Below are 25,473 nucleotides of genomic sequence, written 5' to 3' on the forward strand. Positions count from 1 at the left end.
ATACAAGTGAAGAACGCCATGTTGAGCTCACATACTATTGTTCAACACGCGGTCGACCATATATGCACCCAAAGATAATCAAGAATACCCTTCAAACGGCAATCGATGCCGCTCATTCGGCTTCTAAACCTCAATCCGTTAACCATTCAATGGCGTCTTGGTAGTTGCCAAAAGATGCCATGTCTCCAGCAATAAACCAGCTACCTATTTTACTCGCGAGTTCCTGCCAGTTTTTGTCACCGTAAATCGCGATCTTTTCTATGTTGAAGCCTAGTTTTAACCCTAACTGAAAATCATCCCAGGCGGCTCTTAACTCCCAGCCAGAAAACTCGGTAATGTCGACCAGCATTTTCATGTGCTTGGCAGATATCCCCTGCAAACTCGACTCAAGTACTGGCGTTATCGCTTGGTAGTCTTCATGAGTAAGCTTGCCTGTTGCCTTGAGAATTAGCAGTGATTCGCCTTCAATGCGCTCTATTCCAATCGTAATTCCGTGACGTTGTGTGTTCATAGTTTTCCCCTACGCTTCCATCACCTGATTAAACAATAGAGTAAATCTGAAATGAAAATGTTGAAGTCACAACCAAACTTCACCAAATCCTTATGAAAGAGTGCAAAAAGCTAAAACGTACGATAGCTGTTCATAAGAGGCTGTTAGTTTTCGCCCGCTAAATACGGCAACTTTTCATACCAACATTAACCTTATTAAGAACCGCATTTATACCTACAATGATGATGTGACAAATCGTAAAACATAACATTAACAAGACCTATAACTAACCATGAACTATAAAGCTCAGCAACTCCTACAGCATCTTTGTTCTCAATACGACCATATTTCAACAAAATATCAGTCAGAACCATTTCCGGTTTTTGCCGAAACATTTGAAAGTGAATATGGTCATTGCTTAGTGAGAAGCCCAGCGGGAAGTCACCGTTTTAGTATTGTTTCAGTGAATTTTGTCCCTTCAGCTAGAGGACAAGGTGTGCTCACGCAGTTTATTCACTACATTAAAAATAACCCCTACCACTACCAAGGGGTAGAAGTAGAGATTATCGAAAACCAATGCCTGGCTAAAAAGCTTCTTTCGCTTGGCTGGGAGTACAAATCGGTCTTTAATCGGTGGTTTTGTTCAAAGACGCCTAGTTTGATTAAGCATTTCTAAAGATGTTCTATTGCGTTTGTTCAACAAGAATTTAAGCAAAAAAAAGAGCCGCTAATCAGCGGCTCTTTTTAGATATCTAACTAAGAGTAGTTGCTAGCCAATAGCTATTTACTCTTTACCAAATACGTTGTTCTCTTGCTCTTGTACACGGATGAACGTGGTACGCTTAGTAAGCTCTTTAAGCTTAGCTGCACCTACGTAAGTACAAGTAGAGCGCACACCACCAAGAATATCGGAGATGGTGTCGTTTACATCACCACGGTATGGAAGTAGTACAGTTTTACCTTCTGCCGCGCGGTACTGAGCAACGCCGCCAGAGTGCTTGTCCATTGCTGATTGAGAAGACATGCCGTAGAACTTCATGAATTTCTCGCTGTCTTTTTCAAACACTTCGCCGCCAGATTGCTCGTGGCCTGCTAGCATACCGCCAAGCATGACGAAATCTGCACCGCCACCAAATGCTTTAGCGACGTCACCCGCACATGCACAGCCACCGTCACCGATGATCATGCCGCCAAGGCCGTGTGCTGCGTCTGCACATTCAATGATTGCAGAAAGCTGAGGGTAACCAACACCAGTTTTAACACGTGTAGTACATACAGAGCCTGGGCCAATACCAACTTTAACGATATCAGCACCCGCTAGGATTAGCTCTTCACACATGTCGCCAGTGACAACGTTACCTGCAGAGATAGTCTTGTTTGGGAACTCTGCACGAACTTTTTGTACGTACTCAACAAGGTGCTCTGAGTAACCGTTCGCGATGTCGATACAGATAAACTCTAGATCTTCGCTAAGCGCTAGGATTTCTTTAGTTTTCTCGAAATCACGCTCAGACGTACCCGTTGATACGAATACTTTGTTTAGCGTCTCTTTTGATGCGCCTTTAACGAACTCTGCCCACTGCTCAACAGTGTAGTGTTTGTGCATAGCTGTCATTACGCCGTGCTGCGCAAGAGCCGTTGCCATTTCAAAACTACCCACTGAATCCATATTTGCAGCGATAACTGGTGTACCAGACCATTGACGACCACTGTGCTTGAATGTAAAATCGCGCGTTAAATTTACTTGAGAACGACTTTTCAGTGTTGAACGCTTAGGGCGAAACAGTACATCTTTAAAGCCTAACTTAAGTTCTTGTTCGATACGCATTGTAAAAATTCCTCGATTTATTAGTACATGTTCCAGTGGGCATATGTCTAAACATAATGCGTTGGCTTTCCGTTGGCAGACGGTTCACCTTTCTTCGGACACAAAAAAACCGGAGCGTTGGCAGACGCTCCGGTTTTCAGCATTATAGGTCGCGAAAACTTTCTCGCAAGACTGATATTACAATTTTTTTTGTGGTACTATTCCGAAAAGCTACAAATTCGCCCGCAGCAAAATCTCCCGCCCTCTCAAATAAACCATCAATTTTCCCATAAATCAGGCAGTTAAGAAAAACCACCCTACATATTCCCACTCTAAACTTCCAAAGCAAACGTTTATCTATTGATGAAAATCTCATCGTTCAACACAAATCCAAGCAAAAACCTGTCATTTTAGCGCTCAAAAATCACTCAAAGCCTCTTTAAAAAGATCGTTTTTTTGAAAAAATCTTGCTGAATTTCTCAATCCCACCACTTTTTCGCACTACAAACGTAACGAATATCATTCAGCACATCAGAAGCCAACATGCCAACTTCTCCTTTCATCCGCGCATTTCTATCCGCCGCGCAGCTATGAACGAGTGTTCCAAGAACTGCAGCTTTAAAAACAGGGTAGCCCTGAGCCAAGAGTGAAGCGATGACACCCGCAAGCACATCTCCCATTCCTCCCGTTGCCATTCCCGGATTCCCAGCATGGCAAACAACGGTCGTTGAGCCATCGCAAATAATGGTTCCAGCACCTTTGAGCACAACAACGCCACCAAACTTTTGCTGCAAGTGGCGCGCGGCAGAAAAACGATCGTGTTCAATCTGGGTGCTTGTGATACCTAATAGTCTTGCGGCTTCACCTGGGTGGGGCGTTAATACTCGGTTGTCCATATGCTCTAGGGCAACACTTAACCAATAAAGACCATCGGCATCGACAACCATTGGCTTATTGAACTTGGTGCTAAGTTGCATGGCGGATTTATAAACACTCTCTCCCCAATGATTCCGTCCAAGGCCTGGACCTATGCATAGCGCGCTCGCCCAATGCGATCGCTGCTCAAGCAAAACAGAATCCGCCGCGCTGCCACTAACCATAGCCTCAGGAAGCAAAGCACGAATAGCCAAACAACTCTCCGGATGCACATAGGTTGCTGCTAAGCCCGCTCCTGATTTTAAAGCCGCACAAGAAGCAAGATAGGCTGCGCCGCTCATTCCATCGTTTCCCCCAACGACAAGCACACTACCTTGTCTTCCCTTGTGGGTATCACGCGCTTTTGCTTTCAATATCTCAAGCCAAGGCGATTGCGCTAGTAACGCGTTTGCTGTGTTTTGCTTTGCAAATACCTCATCGACACCTAGACCTGCAAAGCTCAGCACACCAGTGTGAGCTCTTGCACTCCCTGTCACTAAACCTTGCTTCACACCAATAAAGGTGACCGTGTAGTCAGCGACAATCGCGCTACCCGACACTGCGCCAGTATCCGTGTTTAACCCACTTGGTGTGTCTATCGCGACTATTGGCACTTTCGCTTGATTAAGGCGTTCGATAAGGTGAGCAAAATAAGGCCTGACCTCGCCTTTAATCCCGGTGCCTAGCAGTCCATCAACAATCACATCCACCGAACTCGGAACCGTATTTTGCTCAGAGCTCATCACCCCGCCCGCTTTAACGAACGCATCATGCGCAGTAGCAGCATCCCCTTTCAACTCCTTTTCAGAGCCTACCTGCCAAAGAGTCACTGCAAGATCACGCTCAAGAGCAAGCTTACCGACAACATAACCATCCCCGCCGTTATTGCCCTTTCCACAGCAAATCAGGATGTGTTTAACGTTTGGGTATCGATGAAGTAGCTCATCAAAAACAGCTTGGCCTGCGCGCAGCATCAGGGAATACATGTCAACATGACATGCTCGCGCTGCAAGCACTTCGCCTTCACGAACTTGATTGGAGGTATAGAGGTTCTCTGGGAGAGATGAATGACTTGAGGGTGTTGAAATCATAGCGCGTCCCTTTTCTGTGCTTGCATCAACAAGCGTATCAGAGAGTCCGCGCTGTAACTGTGAACTAGAGTGAGTGAACGCGAAATTAGAAACGCTCGCTGCACACATCTCATAGTAAGAATTAGCTAATACTGAGGCCAGAATATATGAAGAGCAAAACGAAGGACGATAGCAAAGATGATCAACGCGACTCCGAGCCTGTAACGCTTGTATTCAGCGACACTCATTGGAACACGTTTATAAAACATGGTCACCACACCTTTCCAGTCGTGGCTGCGGCGTCCGTATTGCACAATGCCAGTCAAAATAAACAACGCACCGACTACCATTAGTGCTTTTTCCGTCCAGAATAGTCCTAACTCCATCATAGGGATACTCACTCCTTTATATTAGTACCCGTTTAGTGTATGCGGTAAGTGCAAGAATTTCTCTTGGACTATGGTCTAATGTCATTGAGGTCATTAAGTCTTTTGCGATATCACGCCAATCATCAATCTCAGAGGCCAAATGCGCCTGCTGTTTGGCGTTAATGCTGTTGATCGCGAGAGCGATATATTTTCCGGCGAGCTGCTGATTGTGATCGATTTTCGCTTGAAGCTCTGGTGAGTAATAGCTGTCTGAGTCATTGAGGAAGCGTTGAAACTCTGGCTGATAGTAAGCGAGGTCATTACGCCGATTAAGAAGCTGTCGCATATAATAATTCATCTGCCTGCGATGCTCCTGCCAGTCGAACACCGTCACTTGCATATTAGACGCCCATTCTCTAGCAAAACCTTTTTGCTCATTCGTGACCGTCCCGAACCAGCGTTCAAAGTTCTCTTCAATACGCTCTTGATAGATTTCTCGAACATCATCGTCATTCATATCTTGATATTTATTTACGAACTCACGGTTCTTCTCTTCAAAGTTTTCGATAAGCTCCTTTACTTGCTCATCGCTCATTTGCTGAGTCAACGCATACAGTTCTGGAGTAACCTGCTCGACAAGTCTCTTAGTATGTGTCCTCACATCATTCATTTGTTGCAGCACATAAGCGCTATCGACCTGCTTGGGATCTTTCGCGCGAATCGCCTCCAGTTGTTTTACGTATTGAGGAAGCTCGTTCTCTTTGTGCCATTGGCCGAGTAACAAAATCCGCTCACTTAGGATGTCTTCCTGACCGTCACTGAGCGTGACGTAATCATCAATATACTCAACTAGTAACCAATCAAGGTTACTATAAAGAAATTTTGTTGTGCATCCGGTGATTACCAACAGCAATCCCACCAGCCATAGTCTTGATTTCCTGAACACTTTTCTCTCCATGTCGAACGCAGATAAACTCAATTCCGTTATACGCACGATACATCAAGATTAGATTGAAAATACAAAAAACGCCCATTTTAGGGCGTTTTTTAAGAAAAAAAGTCACTCTTTAAGTGCGAAATGCCATGGCACCTTTGCCGACCCCTTCGTAAGCGATCACCTGCAGTGTTTGATTGTCAGTCAAGGTTTTGCTCACCTCATCCGCAATACAGTTTGCTAGAAGCTCAACGGTTGTATCGGTATCAAGAATTTCCGTCTCTAGCTTAGAAATAGCAAGCTCAAATTCACCTTGTGGTGCTGTATAGCGAAAGCCGTAGTGCGTATCGTCGGTAATATCGGTGGCATTGTCACTTAAACTAAGCTCAGCAAGATATACTTTATCTTCTAATGAACCAAGATAGATATCCTGCCAACGCGCAGCAAACGCGGCTTCACGCTCCACATCACGCTGCCCGTTAACTACAAGCTCGATCGGAGAGCGATGGCCATGTGCAATACGCTGACAGTTACCATCGTGTTTTTTAAGGCCATGGGTGTAATGATAAAACGCGCCATTAATCATCTCGTGGCGCAGTGTAATCTCAAGCCCTTGTACATTGCCTGGTAAGTTGCCTTTTAAGATCTCATAAATATAGTCCGTGACTGACTTTATGGTTATCTCGTCAGTATCAATCAAGCAAAACGCTTGATCAGGGCTGTGAAGATGTATGCTTCGCTCGCCTCTTAGGAAATCTAACTTGGCGTAGCCTGGTTTTGAAGCTTGGTGGCGTACAGCGCCGCTTTTCATAGGAACGAGTAAGCGATGGTCAACATGCTCATCAATTAAGTGTTTAATCTGTTTCTTTACTTTGCCAAAGTCGAGCACCATGCTCATCTCATTGAGTTCACCGGACAAAACTACATCCACAATCCAACTCTCTCCGACCATACCACGCTGTTCGCATAGGTAAGAAGAGTCGATAACGGTGAGGTCTCTGACGAATAAATTCAAACTGAATTCCTTATTGATATTAGTTGTCATTACGCTGAACTGCGCATTATACCTATGTCACAAAAAGAAGCATCAATTAGAACCAATAAGGCCCCAGCTAGGGGCTTATCAATAAGTAAACAAATCTAAATAGATTAGATCTGAGGACGCGCTGTACCATGAGTTGATGGCGGCAAGTGTGGTAATGTCACTTGAGGCTGCTCACCTGTTAACGTTGTCAAGAATGCCGTGATCTTCTTAGATTCCTGTGGGGTAAGCGTTTGACCTAGCTGAATGTCAGCCATGATTTCAACTGCTTTTTGTAGATCCCACTCTGAACCGTCATGGAAGTAAGGGTATGTCAGTTCAACGTTGCGAAGCGTTGGAACCTTAAACACGTATTTATCAAAATCGTTGCCGGTCACAGCTTTGCGACCGACATCTGGATTGTCGGTCTTAAACGCCTTCACTAAACCCATTTTCTGATACATTTGACCACCTGCTAATGGACCACTGTGACAGGCTGTACAACCTTTTTGCTTAAACAGTGCGTAGCCTTCCACTTGCTCTTTGGTTAACGCTGAATCATCGCCTTTTAGCCACTTATCAAACTTTGAGTTGGGTGTACGAAGCGTTTTCTCAAACGTCGCGATCGCATCCGTCACTTCAGTAATCGTGAACTCTTCTTTACCGTAAGCTTCTTTAAACCACTCACGATACTGTGGAATCGACTTTAATGTCCCAATCGCTAACTCATGAGAAAATGCCATTTCAATCGGATTCTCAATTGGCCCAGCAGCTTGTTCTTGAAGATCTTTAGCACGACCATTCCAAAATTGAACGAAGTTTAAATCTGAATTAAGTACGGTTGGTGAATTAATTCCACCCACTGCCCATTTGTGACCAATTGAAGTTGGCAAATTATCAACACCACCCGTAGCAACGTTATGGCAAGAGTTACAAGAAATAGTGTTTGATGCTGAAAGCCTTGGTTCGAACCAAAGCGTTTTTCCTAACTCAACCTTTGCTGTATCAAGACCCACAATAGGTTCAATCACTTTAATTGGCTCACTACTTTGACGCGCTGCATAACTACTGCATGACGCTACCGCAATCAGCGATACGATCAACATTTTCTTCATACGACTTCCTTTTATGTATTCAATAAATATTTAGCAAGCATACGGTAACCATAACGAATTGTAATAACTCGCCAGCCTTTAATAATTATTTAGCTTAACGCTTACTTGGGCTCGGAAATAATATTTAACAACTTACATTTTATATAATGCAAAAACTCGATTGAGATGATGAAAAAAAGGAATATTAAAACCCATATGCAGTTATATGCCTCGTATTTACAACAACACCCAGCATTAGTGATAGTTCTAAAATCACAATTAACAAACAAAATCTTTACGCAATTAGTTGATTAAAATCAAGTTTCTTCACCCGTAACGCTAACTGCAAAAATGCAGTTTGATTTTGTGACTCATTTTGAAAATTCACACTGTAAATACTATCTACAACGGGCACTTTATGGCCTATCTCCCTTCGTCATAACAGCAAAATTCCAGAGGTAATAAAGGATATTCCAAACTCAGTTTTTCAATGGTTTACCATGGTGCTCTAACCAATTGGAGCACGATTATGAAAAAAACTGTCTATACCTTGGCGCTAACTCTGTTCGCATCAATGCCAAGTTTCGCGAACATCATTGTCGATATGGAAGGTGTGGATGAAAAGGATTACGTCTACGATTTGCATAAATGTGAAGAAATGGCTGGACAAGTACAAAAACAACAAGCCTCTGGCGGTGCAGTTAGCGGCGCAGCGAAAGGCGCAGCATTAGGTTCTGCCGGTGTTGCGATAGCTGGCGGTTCAGGTACTGAGGGTGCTAAAAAAGGCGCTGCGGTAGGCCTTGCAGCAGGCGTATTAGGTCGAGGTCGAGCGAACCGAGACAATGCCGAACAGTATAAGCAAGATCAGCAAAGCGTTATTAAAAACTGTATGACAAACCGTGGTTACGTTGTTCTTAATTAGTAATAGACCGCCTTTATAGATACAAGGCATTGAGAAATCAGTCTATTTCGTTTACGTTTTAGTTATGCTCAAAACTCACTGGTGTAAACTGATATGAACGATCTCAATGCCCTACGTGTCTTCTTAGCGATCATGGAGGCCGGCTCGACCTCTAAAGCTGGATTGGCGTTAGGTCGATCTCAATCCTATGTGTCTAAAGTGCTGGCGCAACTTAGAGATGAACTCGATGATCCACTTTTTATACGCAATGCCCAAGGTCTAACTCCAACTAGCTATGCGATTGCTTTAGAACCCAAGATAAAACACGCGCTCAACCAAATCAGCGAAGCACTTGCCCCTGATCACTTCTCACCTTCGGCACTAGACAAGATCACCCTTCACCTCATAGAGCCGTACCTCATTTCCTGTGGCAAGGAAATCATTCAGGCAATTCGAAAGCAGACCGAAGCGCCCATTGAGATAAGACAATGGACCAAAATCTCTGAGTCTCTACTTCTCACAGAAGAAGTCGATCTTGCCGTGCATGCGTTGACAGACAAACCACAATCCATCTATCAAAAGTACATACACACTGGTACAGGCGAGTTGTTTGGCAATAAGAAAGGTGAGTATGTTAAATACCTCATTGCCGATTTAAATGAGCATATCGATCTCTACAAATTATTAAAAAGTGACGCTGAGGCGACAATTTTCGTCGATAACCACGCATTAATGACACAACTTCTGGATGACTGCTACACAGTGCGTTACCAAACCACAGAAGTACCAGAAAAAGCGCCAGTACAGCTCGACTTAGCAATACTCACCAAAGCCTCTCGTAAGAATGAACATAAGATACAATGGCTAATCTCAATAATCGATCCCATCTTACGTCAATACAAACCCCTCTCTTACTCTCAAACTTCAGCGGTTTCTGTCAAATAGCATACTAAAACGGTCTATAGACGCGATTTAGCCTACAACAATATGAAACTTATTTGTTTATTTTTGAAAATACACAAAAGCTAACCTATTTTTACTGGTGATGTATCTAATCGCATCGTTAACGATTAAAAGGACGTCATTATGAGAAAAACAGTGGTAGCAGCATCAATATTAGGCGCACTGACGGCAACAGCACCCGTCTTCGCCGACGAAGGTACATATATAGGCGCTCGTTTAGGGGGTTCGCAACTCTCCGACGCTTGTAACATCTCCGGAGCACCTTGTACAGATAGTGGTTTTAGTGCAGGTTTCTTTGGCGGATACGATTGGAATGACTATATCGCACTTGAGTTTGCTTATGACTGGCTAGGTAGCTACGAAACGTCGTTCATCGACGGGTCTACAGGTTATCGCCAAGATGCAAACATGAGTGCATTCACTTTAGCACCTAAGTTCTCTTATCCATTTACCGATGACTGGGCTGTATTTGGTAAGATTGGTGGTGCATACACAACTTATGGGGACCGCACGAATACTGCACTTATGGGCGGTGTAGGTGTTGAGTATGACTTCGCTACAGCATGGTCTGGCCGTCTTGAGTATCAACGAATCAATGGTGTCAAAGATGGTTGGTTTGACACAGATGTCGATACTTTCTGGCTAGGCGTGTCTTACTCATTTGGCAATGCAGCGGCCGCAGCAGCGGCAGCAGCGGCGGCAACACAAGCTCCGGTGGAAGAGCAACCACCTGTTGTTGAAGCGGTCATTTTGACCAAGACCTTCGAGCAAGTTCAAGGTCAAGAAACGTTCGCCTTCAATAGCTCAGAGCTAGAAGAGAGTAAGAAGTCTGACTTTGATCCTCTCATCGCGCTAATGAATGAGCACCCAGAAGCGACAGTTACCATTGTCGGTTACACCGATTCTTCAGGTCCTGAAGAAGTAAACCAACGCATTTCTGAAGAACGTGCAGAGTCTATTGCAGCTTATCTAGAGTCTCAGGGTATCGACCGTTCGAGAATGTCTGTAAGCGGTATGGGTGAAGCGAACCCAATTGCGGACAACTCTACTAAAGAGGGCCGTGCGCAAAACCGCCGCGTTGAAATCACGGTTCCAGAGTTTGAGTACACTGTTGAAGAAATGGTAGAAAAGACACAATAAGTCATAGCAAGACTTAACTAAAAATCGGGCCAAACTAAAGGCCCGATTTTTTATTGAACAAACTTATGCTTTCAAAGCTTGTTCAAGGTCGGCAAGAATGTCATCAATATGTTCAATACCCACAGACAAGCGAATCATCTCAGGCCGCACTCCGGCTTCACGCTGCTCAGTTTCGCTCATTTGGCGATGCGTAGTGGATGCAGGGTGACAAGCAAGGGATTTAGCATCTCCAATATTGACTAAACGCTTGAAAATGGCCAAGGCATCATAGAAACGAACGCCCGCTTCATAACCGTCTTTCAGACCGAATGACAAAATTGCAGAAGGTTTTCCCTTCATATACTTTGCCGCTAACTCAAAGTGTGGTGAGCTTTCTAGGCCAGCATAAGATACCCAGCTCACCTTCTCATGATTTTGCAAAAACTCAGCGACCTTAATGGCATTTTCTGTATGGCGCTCCATTCGCAGCGATAACGTCTCTAAACCTTGAAGTAGCATAAATGCATTCATCGGTGACAATGCAGAGCCAGTGTTGCGAAGTGGCACCGTTCGAGCACGGCCGATAAATGCCGCTGGTCCAAAAGCTTCGGTGTAAACAACGCCGTGATACGAAGGTTCAGGCTGATTGAACACTGGGAAGCGATCTTTATGTTTATCCCAAGGGAATTTACCGGAATCAATGATAATGCCTCCCAAGGAGGTTCCATGGCCGCCAACATACTTAGTTAACGAGTGGACAACGATATCTGCGCCAAACTCAATCGGCTTACAAAGTACTGGCGTCGCAACCGTATTATCAACGATAACAGGCACACCCGCCTGATGTGCGACTGTCGAGATACCTTCGATATCAACGATATTGCCCGCGGGGTTACCAATCGATTCGCAATAAACGGCTTTGGTATTCTCATCAATAAGCTCTGCAATCGACTCAGGGCTATCATCTTTAGCAAACTTCACCTGAATCCCCTGCTTTGGCAGCATGTGTGCAAACAGAGTATAGGTTCCGCCATAGAGCTGTGGCGTCGATACAATATTGTCTCCCGCCTCTGCCAGCGTCAAAATAGCGTAGTTAATAGCCGCACTACCCGCGCTCACGACAAGCCCTGCAATACCACCTTCGAGCGCAGCCATTCTTTGTTCAAGCACGTCGTTAGTCGGGTTCATAATACGAGTGTAGATATTTCCCGGAACTTCGAGGTTAAAGAGGTCAGCACCATGTTGGGCACTGTCAAACTCATACGCCACTGTTTGATAAATAGGTGTTGCAACCGATTTGGTGGTTGGATCCGTTTCGTAGCCGTGATGTATTGATAAAGTCTCGTCTTTCATCGCTCTTCCTTTCACATAAGTTCCGTACTGAATAAATCTCATGAGGCCCGTAGCCTTATTCGAACACTAAGGCCGTAGCGCAGAAATTTGCGTTAGCCCAAAAAAAGTCTACCCCAAAGCGCCTACAATAACAGACTCAAGGATTACTTCTGTGATGTATGGACACGAGATGAATAGTGAAAATAATCGAGCATTAAATTCCGTGATTGGCGCCTTGGTCGCCGATGCTGCGTCTATGGGCTTTCATTGGTTATATGACCAAGTCGCCATCAAAACCCTCTCAAATGGCACTCCAGAGTTCCACGCGCCAAATGCCAAAGACTACATAGATAAAGGCTATTACGCCCACGAAGGTAAAAAGCCCGGTGACTACTCACAATATGGAGTCCAAATGATAGCGATGCTAGATGCTATCGCAAAGCATGGGCAATACGACGAAGCGCAGTACATTCAAGCGTTTCGAGAGTGGTTTGATATGGGAGGCAAATGGCGTGGTTACATAGATAAGCCGACCAAACTCACTCTGCTTAACGCTCATGCACTTGAAGCTGAAGATAAGCCATTGTCGAACCTGGGAGCAGACGATACACAAAACCCCGCGATTTCCAAGCTGCCACCATTGCTAGCCCTTCATCACGAGGATAAAAACCTAAACCAACTTGTTGAATCAGCAGTGCGCGTTACCAACAATAATGACGCGGCAGTCGCTTATGCCCTCGCCTCTGCGGCCATTTTGAAAGCTGCATTATCAGGTAAAACGCCAATAGAATGCGTGCATAGTGCTAAAGGCCTGTCAGATCTAACAGACGAAGCGATTAAGCGCGCCGAAGAGCGAGTTTTAAAACCCTCTAGTGAAGTGGCTACAGAGCTAGGCATGCACTGCGGTTTAGAAGCATCATTTCCAGTGACTGTTCATTTGCTACTGAATGCCACTAGCTACGAAGCCAGCATTCGCGAAAATATACTGTGTGGTGGAGACAACTGCGGCCGCGCGATACTGCTCGGTGCTGTATTGGCAGCGTGTTACCAAGGAACTGAGCAAGACATCCCAAGAGCTTGGGAACTGAAGGTATCACTGCCTAAATCGCTGTTGGCGTGTCAGCGACTATTGTTTGGAAAATAAATAGAGCGTCAGGTAGGAAGAATCAAACCTATATCGAACACCCCGCAGCATCGCGCTAGCGGGGAGTTTGTCTTTGAGGCGCTATTCCACCACAAACTCAATCACATACAACTCACTCTCACCCGGATAAATCTCGCTAATCACCTCCCGCAACTGTGGGATAGTCATGTTCTCCTGCTCAGCGTGTGTTGCGTTGATGTCATCGAATGAAATTGGTGTAATGGAGCGAATATTCAAGTTACCGAATACTCGTCCATCTTCAAATGTGGCGACCGGAATGGTACGGCCAAGTTCGAAATCAATCTCTGATTTATCGCGAATCGTGATGTTCTTTTTCCCCGCCATGATATCGGCTTCGAAGCGTTCAAAAAAAGTGATTTGGTCGCGCATTATGTTTTTCTCCTAGTTGACCAAACTAACCGTACTACCGACGCGTGATGCATGCACATCTAATCGGAGCGGCATTTGTTCTTTAAGCTCAGACACGTGGGAAATGATCCCAATCGTACGGCCTGATTGTTGAAGCTCGACCAGCGTTTGTACCGCTAGATCAAGAGATTCGGGGTCGAGGCTACCGAAGCCTTCGTCAATAAACAGAGTATCGAGCCTTATACCACCACTGTACGACTGCACAACGTCAGACAGGCCTAATGCCAGTGATAGTGCGGCCATGAAGGACTCGCCTCCTGAAAGCGTTGCGACATCGCGCCATTTTCCGGTATAGGCATCTTCAACAATAAGGTCAAGGCCAGAGCCCGCATTACCCTTAGTACGCGACTCTTTACGTTTCAAATCGTAGCGCCCTTTGCTCATTAATCTTAGTCGTTGCGACGCTTGGATCAGAACATCATCGAGTAAAACACCGAGTACAAAACGGTGAAGACTGATTTTATTGCCAGTGCGCCCATTGGCAACGTCACTCAAGGTGCCTACCACTTGGTACTGCTTGTCGAGCTCTTCATTTTGCGCTCGCAGGGTTTCGATTCGTTTGCGCACCTGCTCCAAACTGTTCTGCTGAGACTGACAGGTTTGATACTGCTTGAGCGCAGCTTGATAAACCACATCAGCTTGCTGTTTATTCTCGGTGACTTGGTCTATTGCTGGCATTGACTGTTCACTGAGCTGCGCTGTCAGTAGATTCAGTTGCTCTGATAGTCGAATGCCTTCATGCTGATAGTGCTCAATTTGTTTTGCCATTTGCTCGGCACTTTCTGAGCTGAGTTTGGCAGTTAAGAACGCCTGTTTTGACTCAAAGACACTCCCATCAAGCGCCACGTTCCACGTTGCCGAAGCGCTCTCACGAGCAAGCTCTAACTCTTCGAACTGTTTTTGCAACGTGTCGAGATGAGATTCAAACTTAGCAAGCGTTTCACTTGCCTGTTTCAATACTTGTTGCGCCTGCTCTAACGCTGATGCTTTTTGAGAAAGCTCTGTCTCAATAGCTTGCTGACGGCCAAGTACCGCTTGTGCGGTCGCATAACCAGTATTATTGCTCGACTCTAAAGCGCCAACTACACCACTCAACTGCTGAATTTGGTTAGTAGCCTCATTGACTAGAGTCGTCGTTTGTTCGAGCTGTTGAGATAGCTCTACACGCTTCGCTACTGCTTGTTGATATTGTGTCTGCAATAACTCGATGTTCAGTGCTTGCAAAGTGGCAATGCGCGCAGATAAATCGGCAATCGTCCGCTGCACATCTTGAGCAAACTGGCCAAGATTCTGCTGATGATCAACACCCAGGGAATCCATCCACTCCTGTTTGCGTGTGATTAGCGTAGCGATTTGACTGTCCAACTCAGCGAATAACTGTTGATGGCGAGTGAGTTCATCTTTCGCAGCGGTTTCTATTTCTCTTAACCGATTAACCTGCTCAAGCGTCACCACTTCACCCGAGAACGTGGCAACATTCGGATGCTCTACACTACCGCATACCGGACATGGTGCATCTTGCTCTAGGGAAGCAGCGAGCAAAGCCGCTTGCCCACTGTGCCAAGCTATTTCTGCTTCAGTACGCGTTTGACGAGCCTTGCTCACAACGGATTCTTTTGAGGTAATGGTACCCGTTAACTCCGTTCGCTGTTTGTGTTTGCTCTCTAGCTGCGCATCTATCTGCGCGATTGCCTGCAGCGCCTGCTGCTTCTTGTTCTCTAGATCCAAGGACAAAGTGAATTCGCTAAGCTGTGACTTCTGTTTTTCAGCATCGACGACAGCTACATGCAACGACTCTTCTTGTTGCGTCATCGCTTTGATTTGATCGGCAAGTGTGGTTTGAGTTGCACTAATGCTACTGAGGTTTTGATTTGCCTGTTGTAGCTCGACTTTCTTACTGTCGAGTTGTTTTAGGCGCTCAACTAAGGCGTTTAACTCAAAACGCTCTTGCTTTAACGGCTCAGCATTATCACTCGCTTTCTTCGCTTCATCATACGCAGCCTGAGCCTGTAACTGGTTTTGCTTCGCAGCGGCAATTTTGCCTTGCCCAGTTTTCAAGCGCTCTGCCAATGTAGCGGACTCTTTGGTCAAGCGCAGTTGGCTATCATACTCCGATTGGATAGCAGCTGCCGCCTTATGAGCATTAAGCTGGGCCTTAACCAATTCAATGGATTCACTACCTTGTTGATGTTTTAGCTGCGCCTGTTCAAGCTCTGCTTTGGCCGAAAACTTTTTGCTTAGTTCAAGCGCATTATCTAGCTCTTGCTGCGCTTTGGTTCTCACGCTTTCTGCTTGATTAAGTTCGCTCTCTACCCGTTCTAGCTGCGGTGCTAACTCAGTGAGCGCTTGCGAAAGCTGCGACTCCGACTCCACCGAGGCGACATCCAGCGCGCCTTTGATTTGGTTATCGAATTCTTCTTTAGCCTTTCTAATGCCCGCAGCCCGCTCAAACAGCACTCGCTCAATCGTGGTGTAGATTTGAGTTTGGAATAGTTGGCCGAAAATCGCTTCACGCTCTTTCGAACTTGCCGTTAATAGCTCGCGAAACTTACCTTGTGGAATAACCATAACCTGACGAAACTGTTTTACGTCTAGCCCCATGAGTTCCTGGATAGCTGTCGCCACTGGTTTAGGTTTGTTGGCAATAAGCTCGTCGTTATCAAGGTTAATAAGCTGCGCTGTATGGGATCTTTTTGTCATCCCTTCGCCACGCTGCTTTGGTACCTCTTGATCTGGGCTTCGTGTGATTTGGTAACGAACCCCGGCCAATTCAAACTCAAACGTAATGTTGGTTAAAAGCTTGGCATCAGCGTAGTCACAACGCATCTGATCGCCAGTACGCTCACTGCCTGTCGTTTCACCATAGAGCGCATAACAGATAGCATCTAAAATAGAGCTCTTGCCTGAGCCAGTCGGGCCGTTGATCAAAAATAGCGGCGAGTCGCCCAAAGTGCGAAAGTCGATATGTTCAACACCAGAAAAGGGACCAAAAGCTTGTAGAGTCAACGTTAACGGTTTCATCGAATTACTGCTCCTGTTTCGCTGTCTGAAGGGTGTTTAGCACATCTGAGATCATCTCGGTCTGGTTCTCAGTCATTTCGTCACCCTGCACTTCTAAAAAGAAGTCCTGAAACATATCAAGTTCCGAACGACCCAATCGAGCATGCCCCATTTCGGTTTCGACACCAATTAACATACCCGGCTTCTCTAGGTGCAATACATTTGGGTATACCTCACGAAGCTTTGCCATAGGATCGAGTATCGCGTGTTTGTCGGTAAGGCGAACGAGCAAGTAATCGTCAGCTTTTGGATCGTTTTTACCTTGCTCCAATAGGTCCGCCAAGTCACCTTCGATGATTCGCATATCATGTGGACTTGTAAGTGGAACACTTGTGATGACGGGTTCAGATGTTTCGGAAGAAAACTCGACGAGCGTCATTGCTTTATTGTGGTACTGCTCAGAGAACGAGTATTTCATGATAGAACCAGAGTAGCGAATATGTTCCGCACCGCGCTTTTGCGCTTGATGAAGATGTCCCAACGCAACGTAATCAAACTGCTGAAAATGCTCATAACTGACGCGGTCTGCTCCGCCGATAGAGAGAGTACGTTCAGACTCACAGGTTTGCGCCCCATCGATAAAGCAGTGGCTAAGAAGGACATTGCGCTTTGTTGGGTCTAACACCGTGTTCAACTGCTCTGCAAGATGTTGGTGCGCTTCATCATGGTTGCTCACCGAGACTTTATAGTGATGTCGTACTTGCTCTGGATCGGTGTACGGAAGACCATAAAACAACACCGATTCGCCCTTTTTGTCTTGAATCTCAATTGGCGTGGTAATCTGTTCTAACGAACTGATAATGTGCAGCCCAGCTTGACCAAATTGCCTTGAGCCGAAGCCTAAGCGTTTCGCGCCATCATGGTTTCCTGAAATCATAATCACAGGAATACCAAGCTGCTGAATAACGTGATTAAGAAACTCATCAAGTACTTCGATTGCAGCAGTTGGCGGCACAGAGCGGTCATAAACATCACCTGCTATCAACAAGGCATCGATGTCATTCTCAGAAAGGTAATGTGTGATTTGCTCAAGAACGTGCTGCTGGTCTTCTAGCAGAGACACATTGTGAAATTGCCGGCCGAGGTGCCAATCAGAAGTGTGGATAAATTTCATTCAGTTCAGTTTGTTATGTCTAATCCATAGCGCGAAGTATATCACTGGACACCGACGCTCGTCTGCATTCAAGCAGACGAAGCGGCAACAAACTAACAAAAGGGAACTTAAGACTGAGAGAAGTGAGGCAACACCAAGGTAAAACAAGCGCCACCAAGTTCGCTATGGCTAACGTCGACGTTACCGCCATGACGCAACATGATGTGCTTAACAATAGCGAGCCCTAAACCATAGCCACCAGACGCTCGGTCTCGAGACTTATCGACGCGGTAAAATGGATCAAACAAACGATCCCAATGCTCTGGGTCAACGCCAATGCCATCATCGTGCACTTCAATAGCAATATGATCGCCACCTTCCACGAGCTTAACGACAATACGCTGTTCAGTGTAGCGTTTTGCGTTACTGATCAAGTTCACTAAGGCTCGGCATAACAGGAAGCGATCCATGTTCACATTGACGCTTTCACTCGCTACTTGTAAGTCGAACGTATGACCAATGTGCGTTTGCCATTTCACGTGATGCTCTTTTAGCCAGGATGCAATATCAATTTGCTCGAGCTCAATAGCGGCATCTGGGCGCTCTACTCGTGCGTAGTAGAGCAACTCATCCACGAGGTGTTCCATCTCTTCCGTATCTTCAATGATGCTGGCTAGCTGCTGCTTGGCTTCCGGATCGCTAAGCTGCTCCATCAACACTTCACTTTGCCATTGAATACGGAAAATCGGTGTACGTAACTCATGAGCAACGGCATTCGTTAGTGCCTTATTGCTCACCATAAGATTGGCGATTTTCGTTGCCATGTGATTAAAAGATTTATTGAGTTTGCCAAGGCGAACCCACTGTCCGTCAGAAGCTCTTGCTTCAAAGTTACCACTCGCAAACTCATTGGCCGTTTTTTCCAGCACGCGCAAGCGACGGCTCAGGAACCAAATCAACAAAAAGCTAAAGGCGACGAAGCCAGCAAAAAAGAACAGCCAAACCACTTGATTGGCAAACTCAAGCGCTTTAATGAGCTCAGAATCGGGGTCGTCAGTGAGATGAAAGTAATTGACGTTGTTGTCGAACTTAAGCCATAAGTGATCGTTTTCATCGAGTAGAAAATGGACTTCTGGCTGTTCTTCAAAGTGGCTAGCAACCTCTTCCGGTAAATCAGAAGGTGTATGAGAATCTAGCAAACGGTGCGTCTTCTCAGCAAATGCTTCAAGCAACTCAATCGCCTGCTCGTCACTTTCATTAGTCGCAACATGATTCATGATGTCACGAAATGCTTCTACTCTAAGATTAGCATCAACCAAATCGGGATCAGTTTTGCCGTAAATCACATACTCGTAGCCGTAAATACTTGCGGTAAAGAGCAGTATTACACCAATTAGGCATTCAAGAAATAGTCTCCACAAACCAGTCAGTCCTATGCTTTCCAGCCATCAGTGACAAACAGGTAGCCCTTGCCACGCACCGTAATAATCCCTTTGGGATTCGTTGCGTCATCAAATAGTTTTTTGCGAAGGGTAACAATGCGGTTGTCGATAGTACGATCAATGCCATCGTAGTCGATGCCACGAAGCTGTCTGGTGAGGTAGTCACGAGATAACACTTCACCTGCAGATTTAGCAAGTAGCCAGAGTAAATCAAACTCACTGTCCGTTAGAGAAACGTCACACTCACCGAGTCGACAACTGCGGCTGTTTTGACACACTTTTAAGCGGCCAACTTGAATATTGTTCGCTTCCATAGCAATCGCGTCTTCGGTAGGGCGTCTTAGAAGGTTTCTGACACGAGCAAGTAATACGCGAGGTTTGATGGGCTTAGAGACAAAATCATCAGCGCCTGTTTCCAATGCGGCAACATGATCAAAGTCGTCATCACTTGCCGTCAGCATCAGAATTTTGCCGTTGTAGCTGTCACGAACATCGCGACAAATAGATAGGCCATCTTGACCCGGAAGCATAAGGTCTAAAATGGTGATATCAGGCTGGAAGGATTCAATTAAATCGACAGACTCTCCTCCATCGTAAACTGTCTTTACATCAAAGCCTTGGGTCTTAAAATAGTCACCTAGCATTACATTTAGTTTTGCATCGTCTTCTACGATCAACAGTTTTTGGTTTACCATCGTCCAATCCACTACATCTATCGAATCGGCCGCAAAGATACATAATTTTACAGAATACTACAAACGTAAATTATTATGTTTTTGTAGGTGTATTCCTAATGAGACTTTTGTTACAAGCTGCTAACAACTGGCAAATTACTCTTGTTAAACATATGGTTAATCTACGCTAGCTATGCATCCATACCGTACATCAACCTCAATAATTGTCTTTGATAGTTCAAACGCGGAATGTAGAGATTTGTCAGGATGTCGTGACAATTTAAGACATACAAAAAGCCCCTCGCTTGGAGGGGCTTGATCATCAATTAATGGCTCGAAAGCCGTTACTCGTCATCTTCCAGCGGTACTAACTTGGTATTACCACCACGGATTTTTTCGCGGCGATGCTGAATCAGAGCATAGAAGCCTGGAATCAAGAATGTACCCGCAAGAAGTACACACAACAGACCACCAACGAGCGAAATACCCAGCGAGTTTTGGCTGATGTGGCCAGCTCCCGATGCAAAGATGAGTGGTATCATACCTAAGATGAACGACCAAGATGTCATGTTTACTGCTCGGAAGCGCAACATACCACCGCGCACGGCGGCATCATCAATCGGAACATCTTTTTCCTCGCGTTCAATCTTGGCAAATTCCACGATAAGAATCGCGTTCTTTGCCGCCATTGCTATGAGTAGGACGAGACCTATCTGAGCGTATAAGTTCAGCGGAATGCCCGCTAGGTTCAACGCGACAAATGAGCCAAGTGTCGCCACCGGAACCACGAGTATGATAGCAAGTGGGATACCCCAACTTTCATACTGAGCAACCATGAATAGGTAGATGAAGATCAGAGCCAGCGCAAACGCATAAATCGCTTGGTTACCCGCCAAGATCTCTTGGTAAGCCATACCTGTCCATTCGTACTGATAACCCATTGGCAGAACTTCCGCCGCTACGCGCTCCATTGCTGCGATCGCATCACCACTAGAGTAACCAGGCGCTGGTTGACCTTGGATTACCGCACTACGGTACATGTTATAACGCCATGCGACATCTGGCTCAAAGACTTGCTCGTAAGACACTAGCGTGCTCAGAGGAATCATCTCACCTTTAGACGAACGAACATGGAACAGTTGAAGATCGTCCATACCACTACGATATTCAGCGTCTGCTTGCATTGTTACGCGGAAGTTCTTACCAAACATGGTGAAGTCGTTCACGTACAACGAGCCTAAGTTACCCTGTAGCGTTTGAAAAATCGACGACAGTGGAATTCCCAGTTGCTGAGCTTTCTCACGGTCAATGTCTACGTAGTAGTGCGGTACATTGGCACGGAAAGTACTAAACGTATAAGCGATCTCTGGCTGTTGATTCGCAGTTTGAATCACATCCTGCATCACCAATGCTAGGTCTGTTCGGCTTCGACCAAGTGTATCTTCCAATACAAATTCGAAACCAGAAGCCGCACCCATACCAGGAACCGCCGGAGGACCCATGGCGAATACAACGGCGCCAGGGATTTGTTGAGCCGCCATACCATTGATACGAGCCGCAATGGCGTTCGAAGAGTGCTCCCCTTCAAAGCCATTACGGGTCTCCCAATCTTTTAGCTTGATAAACAGCGAAGCGCCATTTGAGGCCGCCGCACCTGTCATAAACGCGTAGCCGTTAGCAACGGTAATGCCATCGATGCCAGGCTCTTGCTCAACCAAGTTAACCAACTTGTCCGTTGTTTCGGTAGTACGAGAAAGAGACGCTGAATCTGGAAGCTGAACGTTAACCAGCAAAATACCTTTATCTTCCTGCGGTACAAACGCCGTAGAGGTATTTTTCGCAAGGAAGCTTACCGCACCAACCGCAATCACAAAGAAGGTAACTAGTAGCAGTGCCTTTTTCACCAGGAATCCAGCAACTTGACCGTAGCGCAGTGTAATACGCTCTAATGCGCGATTGAATGTTTGGAACCAGCGCGCTGTATTGCCACCACCTTTCTTCAGAACCAACGAACACAGTGCTGGAGACAGCGTCAGTGCGTTGATCGAAGAAATAACAACTGAAATACAGATGGTCAGAGCGAACTGACGATACATAATGCCGGTGATACCTGGTAGCAGCGTTACCGGGATAAATACCGCAAGCAGTACTAACGTCGAGGTGATGATTGGTCCCGTCACCTCTTTCATCGCAATTAAGGTCGCTTTTCTCGGTGACATATCCGGATTGCGTTTCATGATGGTGTCAACGTTCTCGATAACGAGAATCGCGTCATCCACCACGATACCAATCGCGAGGATAATACCAAACAGGGTTACCGTGTTCACGGTAAAGCCCGTCATGTTCATGACAGCAAAGGTACCGATAAGCGATACCGGAATCGCGACAACCGGAATAAGCGTTGCACGCGCACTGCCAAGGAATAGGTACGTTACCGCGATAACGAGTATTATGGCCTCGATTAAAGTCTTAACTACCCCTTTGATCGACTCCGCAACGAACACAGTGGTATCGTAACTGGTTTCGTATGCCATACCTTCAGGGAAGTTCACACTCAAGCGCTCAAGCAGATCCATCACCGCCTTGCCACTTTCGAGCGCGTTGGCGTCCGATTGTAGGTTAAGCGCAACGATTGAAGCATCTTCACCTCGGAACTGACCACTGCCATCGTAGAACTTCTTGCCAAGCTCTACGCGAGCGACGTCTTTAAGGTATACCGTAGAACCATCTGGATTCGCACGAAGAACGACGTTCTCAAACTCACCAATTGACTCTAGACGACCTTTGGTGACTAGATTGAACTGTACCTCTTGTGGGTTTGCATATGGCGCAGCGCCTACACGACCGGCAGCAACCTGTACGTTTTGCTCCGCAAGAGCAGCGTAAACGTCGGAAGTGGTCATCTTAAGGTTGGCTAGCTTGTCTGGGTCTAACCAAACACGCATCGCGTACTCACCGCCACCAATTACGTTAACTTCACTGATGCCTTTAACACGAGCAAGTTGATCCTTAACGTTCAAGTTGATGTAGTTAATCAGGAACTTGTCATCATAGCGACCATCAGGTGAGTAGAAGTTCAGCACCATCAATAGATCTGGCGAACGTTTTTTCACCGTTACACCGACCATACGAACTTCTTGCGGAAGTTTCGACTCAATTTGTGACACGCGGTTCTGTACGTTGACCTGAGCCATGTCGGGGTCGGTACCGATGTCAAATGTCACATTGAGGTTGTATGAACCGTCATTTGCACTCTTTGAAGACATATAAATCATGTCTTCAACTCCGTTCACCGAGGTTTCTATCGGGTCGGCTATCGCCTCCTCTACGACCTCTGCACTCGCACCTGTATAGAATGCCGTGACACTGACCGATGGCGGGCTGATTTTAGGATACTCAGCAACCGGCAACACCATCAAAGAGATGGCACCTGCCAGCGTGAGTATTATTGAAATGACCAAAGCAAACTTTGGTCTTTGAATGAAGAAACGACTTAGCATCTATTACGCACCTTGATCTGCTGGCTTCGACTCATCGATTCGAACAGGCACGCCATTCCTTACACGCTGCAAGCCTTGAGTGATGACAACATCAGTCGGTTTCAATCCTGATTGGATGATGACGCCAGTTTCTACTTGTGTACCTAGTGCAACATTACGTCGCTCCGCCACATTACCTTCAGTCACGACCATAACAAAGTCGCCTTCGAGATCGGTTTGAACAGCGCGACGCGGTACCGTCACTACGTCGATTGCTTCTTTTTCCATAAGCTCAACACGCACGTGCTGACCCGGAAGTAAGCGCTGTTGTGGGTTATCAACGACAGCACGCATCGCCAGTGTACCCGTGTTGAGGTTAATTCGGTTACCTAAGAAGTCGATTTTGCCTTGCTGTTCGAACACTCGGCCATCTTCTAGAATGATGTTCACCGCCACGCCATTTGACTCATCCGATCCGTTGCCTTCAATAGTATCCATGCCTAGAGCTAAACGCTCACGCTCACTGATACTGAATGACGCGTAAATAGGATCCATGCTAACCAGTGTCGTTAATACACCAGAAGATGGAGAAAGAAGATCGCCTTGGCTGACCTTACTGTCAGAAATTCGACCGGTAAACGGCGCAAGAATGGTGGTGTAAGACAGGTTAACGTCAGCCACTTTAAGCTGAGCTTTGCCCGCTTCCAGTTGAGCGCGGGCACTCATCAGTGTCGCAGTCAACGCATCAAATTCTGCTTGAGAAATGTTGTTCGATTTAACAAGGTTTTTGCCACGCTCAAAATCAAGCTCGGCTTTTTTCAGTGCTGCCTCCGCTTCTGACACTTTGGCTTTGGCACTCGCGACTTGAGCTTCAAATGATGATGGCTCGATAGAGTAGAGCTTTTGACCTTTTTCGACGATCTGCCCTTCTTGGAAATGGCGTTCCATCAAATAGCCCGTTACTTGTGCAGTAATGGCTGTATCTTCAACCGCATCCATGCGTCCAATGTAAGACTTACTTTGTTGATGTGGGACGACCTCTACAGCAGTAGTTTGCACAAGAGGCGCTGGTGCATTTTGGTTGGATTTTGTTGCTTCGCCGCATCCTGCTAAAAATAGTGCAGAGATAACGCTGGCAACGATTATTTTTCTAGGCATTGAAACACCCTATTCTCTTCTGATTGGAACAAGCTTTGGCAGACTAACAAATCACAAGTCAGCTGAATGTCCGAAAAGTATTAATAGTTATGGCGAAAGTGTTTCAAAATATAACGAATTGATTTATATCAATCTTTCGAATTTTCTTCTGGAAACGACAAATCGTGAAGCATCATAAAGTCAGCGCGAATTTCTTGCTCCAAATGAGTCGCAAGTTCAGTCGGGCAAAAAATCATCACGTGCACTATTTGCTCACCTGTCACGCCACTTGCTATGTGGATATGCGGCTCAGAGCCAGGCAAATCTACACCGGCATGTTTTTCGATGACTCCGTTATAGCGCCTAGCAACATCGATAAAGTCTTCACTGTGCTTCTCTATTCGGATAGTCAACTCAGGGAGTAATGGAAATAGGTTTTTGAAGCCAGGAACCACTATAGAAAAGCTGTGGTAAACGTAGCGTTTCATGAAGTTGAGGTTCTTAACAGCGTAGGTAAAAAACATGCTGTTAGGCAGTGTGATAGTTTTTCCTGTGAAATGATATTGACCGTGGTACAGGTCAATTTCTTGTATCACAGTGGCCATTAGATTGTGCTCAATCACTTCGCCGCTGGTCTTTCCTACCTCAATCCAGTCACCGATACGAAAAGAACGCGAACTCGCTCGCTGGATTGAACCAGTAAAACAGAGGATGATCTCTTTGGAGGCTACAACGATAGCAACGGCGATAGCGGTTACTGACAGTGCGAACTCACTGATTTCTGATTTCCAAACCAGAAACAGAGTGATAACAATGATCGCGAACGAGCCGTTTTTAGTTCGCGACATCCATTTACGCTGATCTTCAGACAAAAACGCCACATCCCCTCGAATTCCCGAGAGTGTGATGCGGCGTATTATCAAAATCAGTGTGATGACCAGGACGCTCAATAACAGTTTGTTTTCAATTAAAAACGCGATGATTTTTTGAACATCTTCCAT

At 45.9% G+C, this 25,473-nt stretch carries 20 protein-coding genes and 2 pseudogenes; 5 read left to right on the forward strand and 17 right to left on the reverse strand.

Features of this window, described 5'->3' with window-relative positions:
* Nucleotides 1-130: 130 nt before the first annotated feature.
* Entirely contained in the window at nt 131-511 is a 381-nt protein-coding gene (locus L4C42_RS20090) for a SpoIIAA family protein (protein WP_353499426.1), read from the reverse strand.
* A gap of 271 nt (nt 512-782) precedes the next feature.
* On the opposite strand from L4C42_RS20090, the gene L4C42_RS20095 reads away from it, so the two are divergent.
* Nucleotides 783-1,166: a hypothetical protein gene (locus tag L4C42_RS20095; RefSeq protein WP_418642930.1), complete on the forward strand. Its 384-nt coding sequence runs from the start codon at nt 783-785 to the stop codon at nt 1,164-1,166.
* Between the two features lie 108 nt (nt 1,167-1,274).
* Here the strand turns inward: L4C42_RS20095 and L4C42_RS20100 are convergent, their stop codons facing one another.
* From L4C42_RS20100 to L4C42_RS20125, 6 genes are all read right to left on the reverse strand, one after another.
* On the reverse strand, nt 1,275-2,318 hold the full coding sequence (locus L4C42_RS20100; protein WP_429761665.1) for a GMP reductase: 1,044 nt from the start codon (nt 2,316-2,318) through the stop codon (nt 1,275-1,277).
* Between the two features lie 458 nt (nt 2,319-2,776).
* On the reverse strand, nt 2,777-4,303 hold the full coding sequence (locus tag L4C42_RS20105) for an NAD(P)H-hydrate dehydratase (RefSeq protein ID WP_353499429.1): 1,527 nt from the start codon (nt 4,301-4,303) through the stop codon (nt 2,777-2,779).
* A 125-nt stretch (nt 4,304-4,428) separates the two neighbouring features.
* Complete coding sequence (locus L4C42_RS20110; RefSeq protein WP_353500208.1) at nt 4,429-4,668, reverse strand: hypothetical protein; 240 nt, start codon at nt 4,666-4,668, stop codon at nt 4,429-4,431.
* A 19-nt stretch (nt 4,669-4,687) separates the two neighbouring features.
* A complete protein-coding gene (locus L4C42_RS20115) occupies nt 4,688-5,596 on the reverse strand; it encodes a DUF6279 family lipoprotein (protein WP_353499430.1) in 909 nt (302 codons plus the stop codon).
* Between the two features lie 121 nt (nt 5,597-5,717).
* Nucleotides 5,718-6,599 (reverse strand): 6-pyruvoyl trahydropterin synthase family protein, encoded by an 882-nt coding sequence (locus L4C42_RS20120; protein ID WP_353499431.1) that lies wholly within the window; start codon nt 6,597-6,599, stop codon nt 5,718-5,720.
* Nucleotides 6,600-6,733: 134 nt separating this feature from the next.
* Nucleotides 6,734-7,720: a cytochrome-c peroxidase gene (locus L4C42_RS20125; protein ID WP_353499432.1), complete on the reverse strand. Its 987-nt coding sequence runs from the start codon at nt 7,718-7,720 to the stop codon at nt 6,734-6,736.
* A gap of 508 nt (nt 7,721-8,228) precedes the next feature.
* On the opposite strand from L4C42_RS20125, the gene L4C42_RS20130 reads away from it, so the two are divergent.
* From L4C42_RS20130 to L4C42_RS20140, 3 genes are all read left to right on the forward strand, one after another.
* Nucleotides 8,229-8,621, forward strand: a complete 393-nt coding sequence (locus L4C42_RS20130; protein WP_353499433.1) for a glycine zipper family protein — start codon at nt 8,229-8,231, stop codon at nt 8,619-8,621.
* Nucleotides 8,622-8,714: 93 nt separating this feature from the next.
* Nucleotides 8,715-9,545 carry a LysR family transcriptional regulator gene (locus tag L4C42_RS20135; RefSeq protein WP_353499434.1) on the forward strand — a complete coding sequence of 277 codons (831 nt, stop codon included), beginning with the start codon at nt 8,715-8,717 and terminating at the stop codon, nt 9,543-9,545.
* A gap of 141 nt (nt 9,546-9,686) precedes the next feature.
* Nucleotides 9,687-10,703: an OmpA family protein gene (locus tag L4C42_RS20140; RefSeq protein WP_353499435.1), complete on the forward strand. Its 1,017-nt coding sequence runs from the start codon at nt 9,687-9,689 to the stop codon at nt 10,701-10,703.
* Nucleotides 10,704-10,766: 63 nt separating this feature from the next.
* Here L4C42_RS20140 and L4C42_RS20145 read toward each other — a convergent pair whose 3' ends face one another.
* A complete protein-coding gene (locus L4C42_RS20145; RefSeq protein WP_353499436.1) occupies nt 10,767-12,035 on the reverse strand; it encodes an O-acetylhomoserine aminocarboxypropyltransferase/cysteine synthase family protein in 1,269 nt (422 codons plus the stop codon).
* Nucleotides 12,036-12,204: 169 nt separating this feature from the next.
* Here L4C42_RS20145 and L4C42_RS20150 point away from each other — a divergent pair, with 169 nt between their 5' ends.
* Entirely contained in the window at nt 12,205-13,158 is a 954-nt protein-coding gene (locus L4C42_RS20150) for an ADP-ribosylglycohydrolase family protein (protein ID WP_353500209.1), read from the forward strand.
* Between the two features lie 81 nt (nt 13,159-13,239).
* Here the strand turns inward: L4C42_RS20150 and yqfB are convergent, their stop codons facing one another.
* The 9 genes and pseudogenes from yqfB to L4C42_RS20195 all read right to left on the reverse strand — a co-directional run bounded on the left by yqfB (nt 13,240) and on the right by L4C42_RS20195 (nt 25,473).
* Nucleotides 13,240-13,548: a N(4)-acetylcytidine aminohydrolase gene (gene yqfB, locus L4C42_RS20155; protein WP_429761666.1), complete on the reverse strand. Its 309-nt coding sequence runs from the start codon at nt 13,546-13,548 to the stop codon at nt 13,240-13,242.
* A 12-nt stretch (nt 13,549-13,560) separates the two neighbouring features.
* Nucleotides 13,561-14,106 (reverse strand): annotated as a pseudogene (locus L4C42_RS20160) (SbcC/MukB-like Walker B domain-containing protein); the annotation flags it as partial.
* A gap of 1,799 nt (nt 14,107-15,905) precedes the next feature.
* Nucleotides 15,906-16,608, reverse strand: a pseudogene (locus L4C42_RS20165) (AAA family ATPase); the annotation flags it as partial.
* Between the two features lie 4 nt (nt 16,609-16,612).
* Nucleotides 16,613-17,761: an exonuclease SbcCD subunit D gene (locus L4C42_RS20170; RefSeq protein WP_429761667.1), complete on the reverse strand. Its 1,149-nt coding sequence runs from the start codon at nt 17,759-17,761 to the stop codon at nt 16,613-16,615.
* 107 nt (nt 17,762-17,868) lie between these two features.
* Nucleotides 17,869-19,161: an ATP-binding protein gene (locus tag L4C42_RS20175; protein ID WP_353499440.1), complete on the reverse strand. Its 1,293-nt coding sequence runs from the start codon at nt 19,159-19,161 to the stop codon at nt 17,869-17,871.
* 11 nt (nt 19,162-19,172) lie between these two features.
* Complete coding sequence (locus tag L4C42_RS20180) at nt 19,173-19,877, reverse strand: response regulator (RefSeq protein ID WP_353499441.1); 705 nt, start codon at nt 19,875-19,877, stop codon at nt 19,173-19,175.
* Between the two features lie 323 nt (nt 19,878-20,200).
* Nucleotides 20,201-23,356, reverse strand: a complete 3,156-nt coding sequence (locus L4C42_RS20185; RefSeq protein ID WP_353499442.1) for an efflux RND transporter permease subunit — start codon at nt 23,354-23,356, stop codon at nt 20,201-20,203.
* 3 nt (nt 23,357-23,359) lie between these two features.
* Complete coding sequence (locus L4C42_RS20190; RefSeq protein WP_353499443.1) at nt 23,360-24,493, reverse strand: efflux RND transporter periplasmic adaptor subunit; 1,134 nt, start codon at nt 24,491-24,493, stop codon at nt 23,360-23,362.
* A gap of 128 nt (nt 24,494-24,621) precedes the next feature.
* On the reverse strand, nt 24,622-25,473 hold the full coding sequence (locus L4C42_RS20195) for a mechanosensitive ion channel family protein (RefSeq protein ID WP_353499444.1): 852 nt from the start codon (nt 25,471-25,473) through the stop codon (nt 24,622-24,624).

Source organism: Vibrio wakamikoensis (assembly GCF_050337275.1).
Lineage (GTDB): Bacteria > Pseudomonadota > Gammaproteobacteria > Enterobacterales > Vibrionaceae > Vibrio > Vibrio chaetopteri.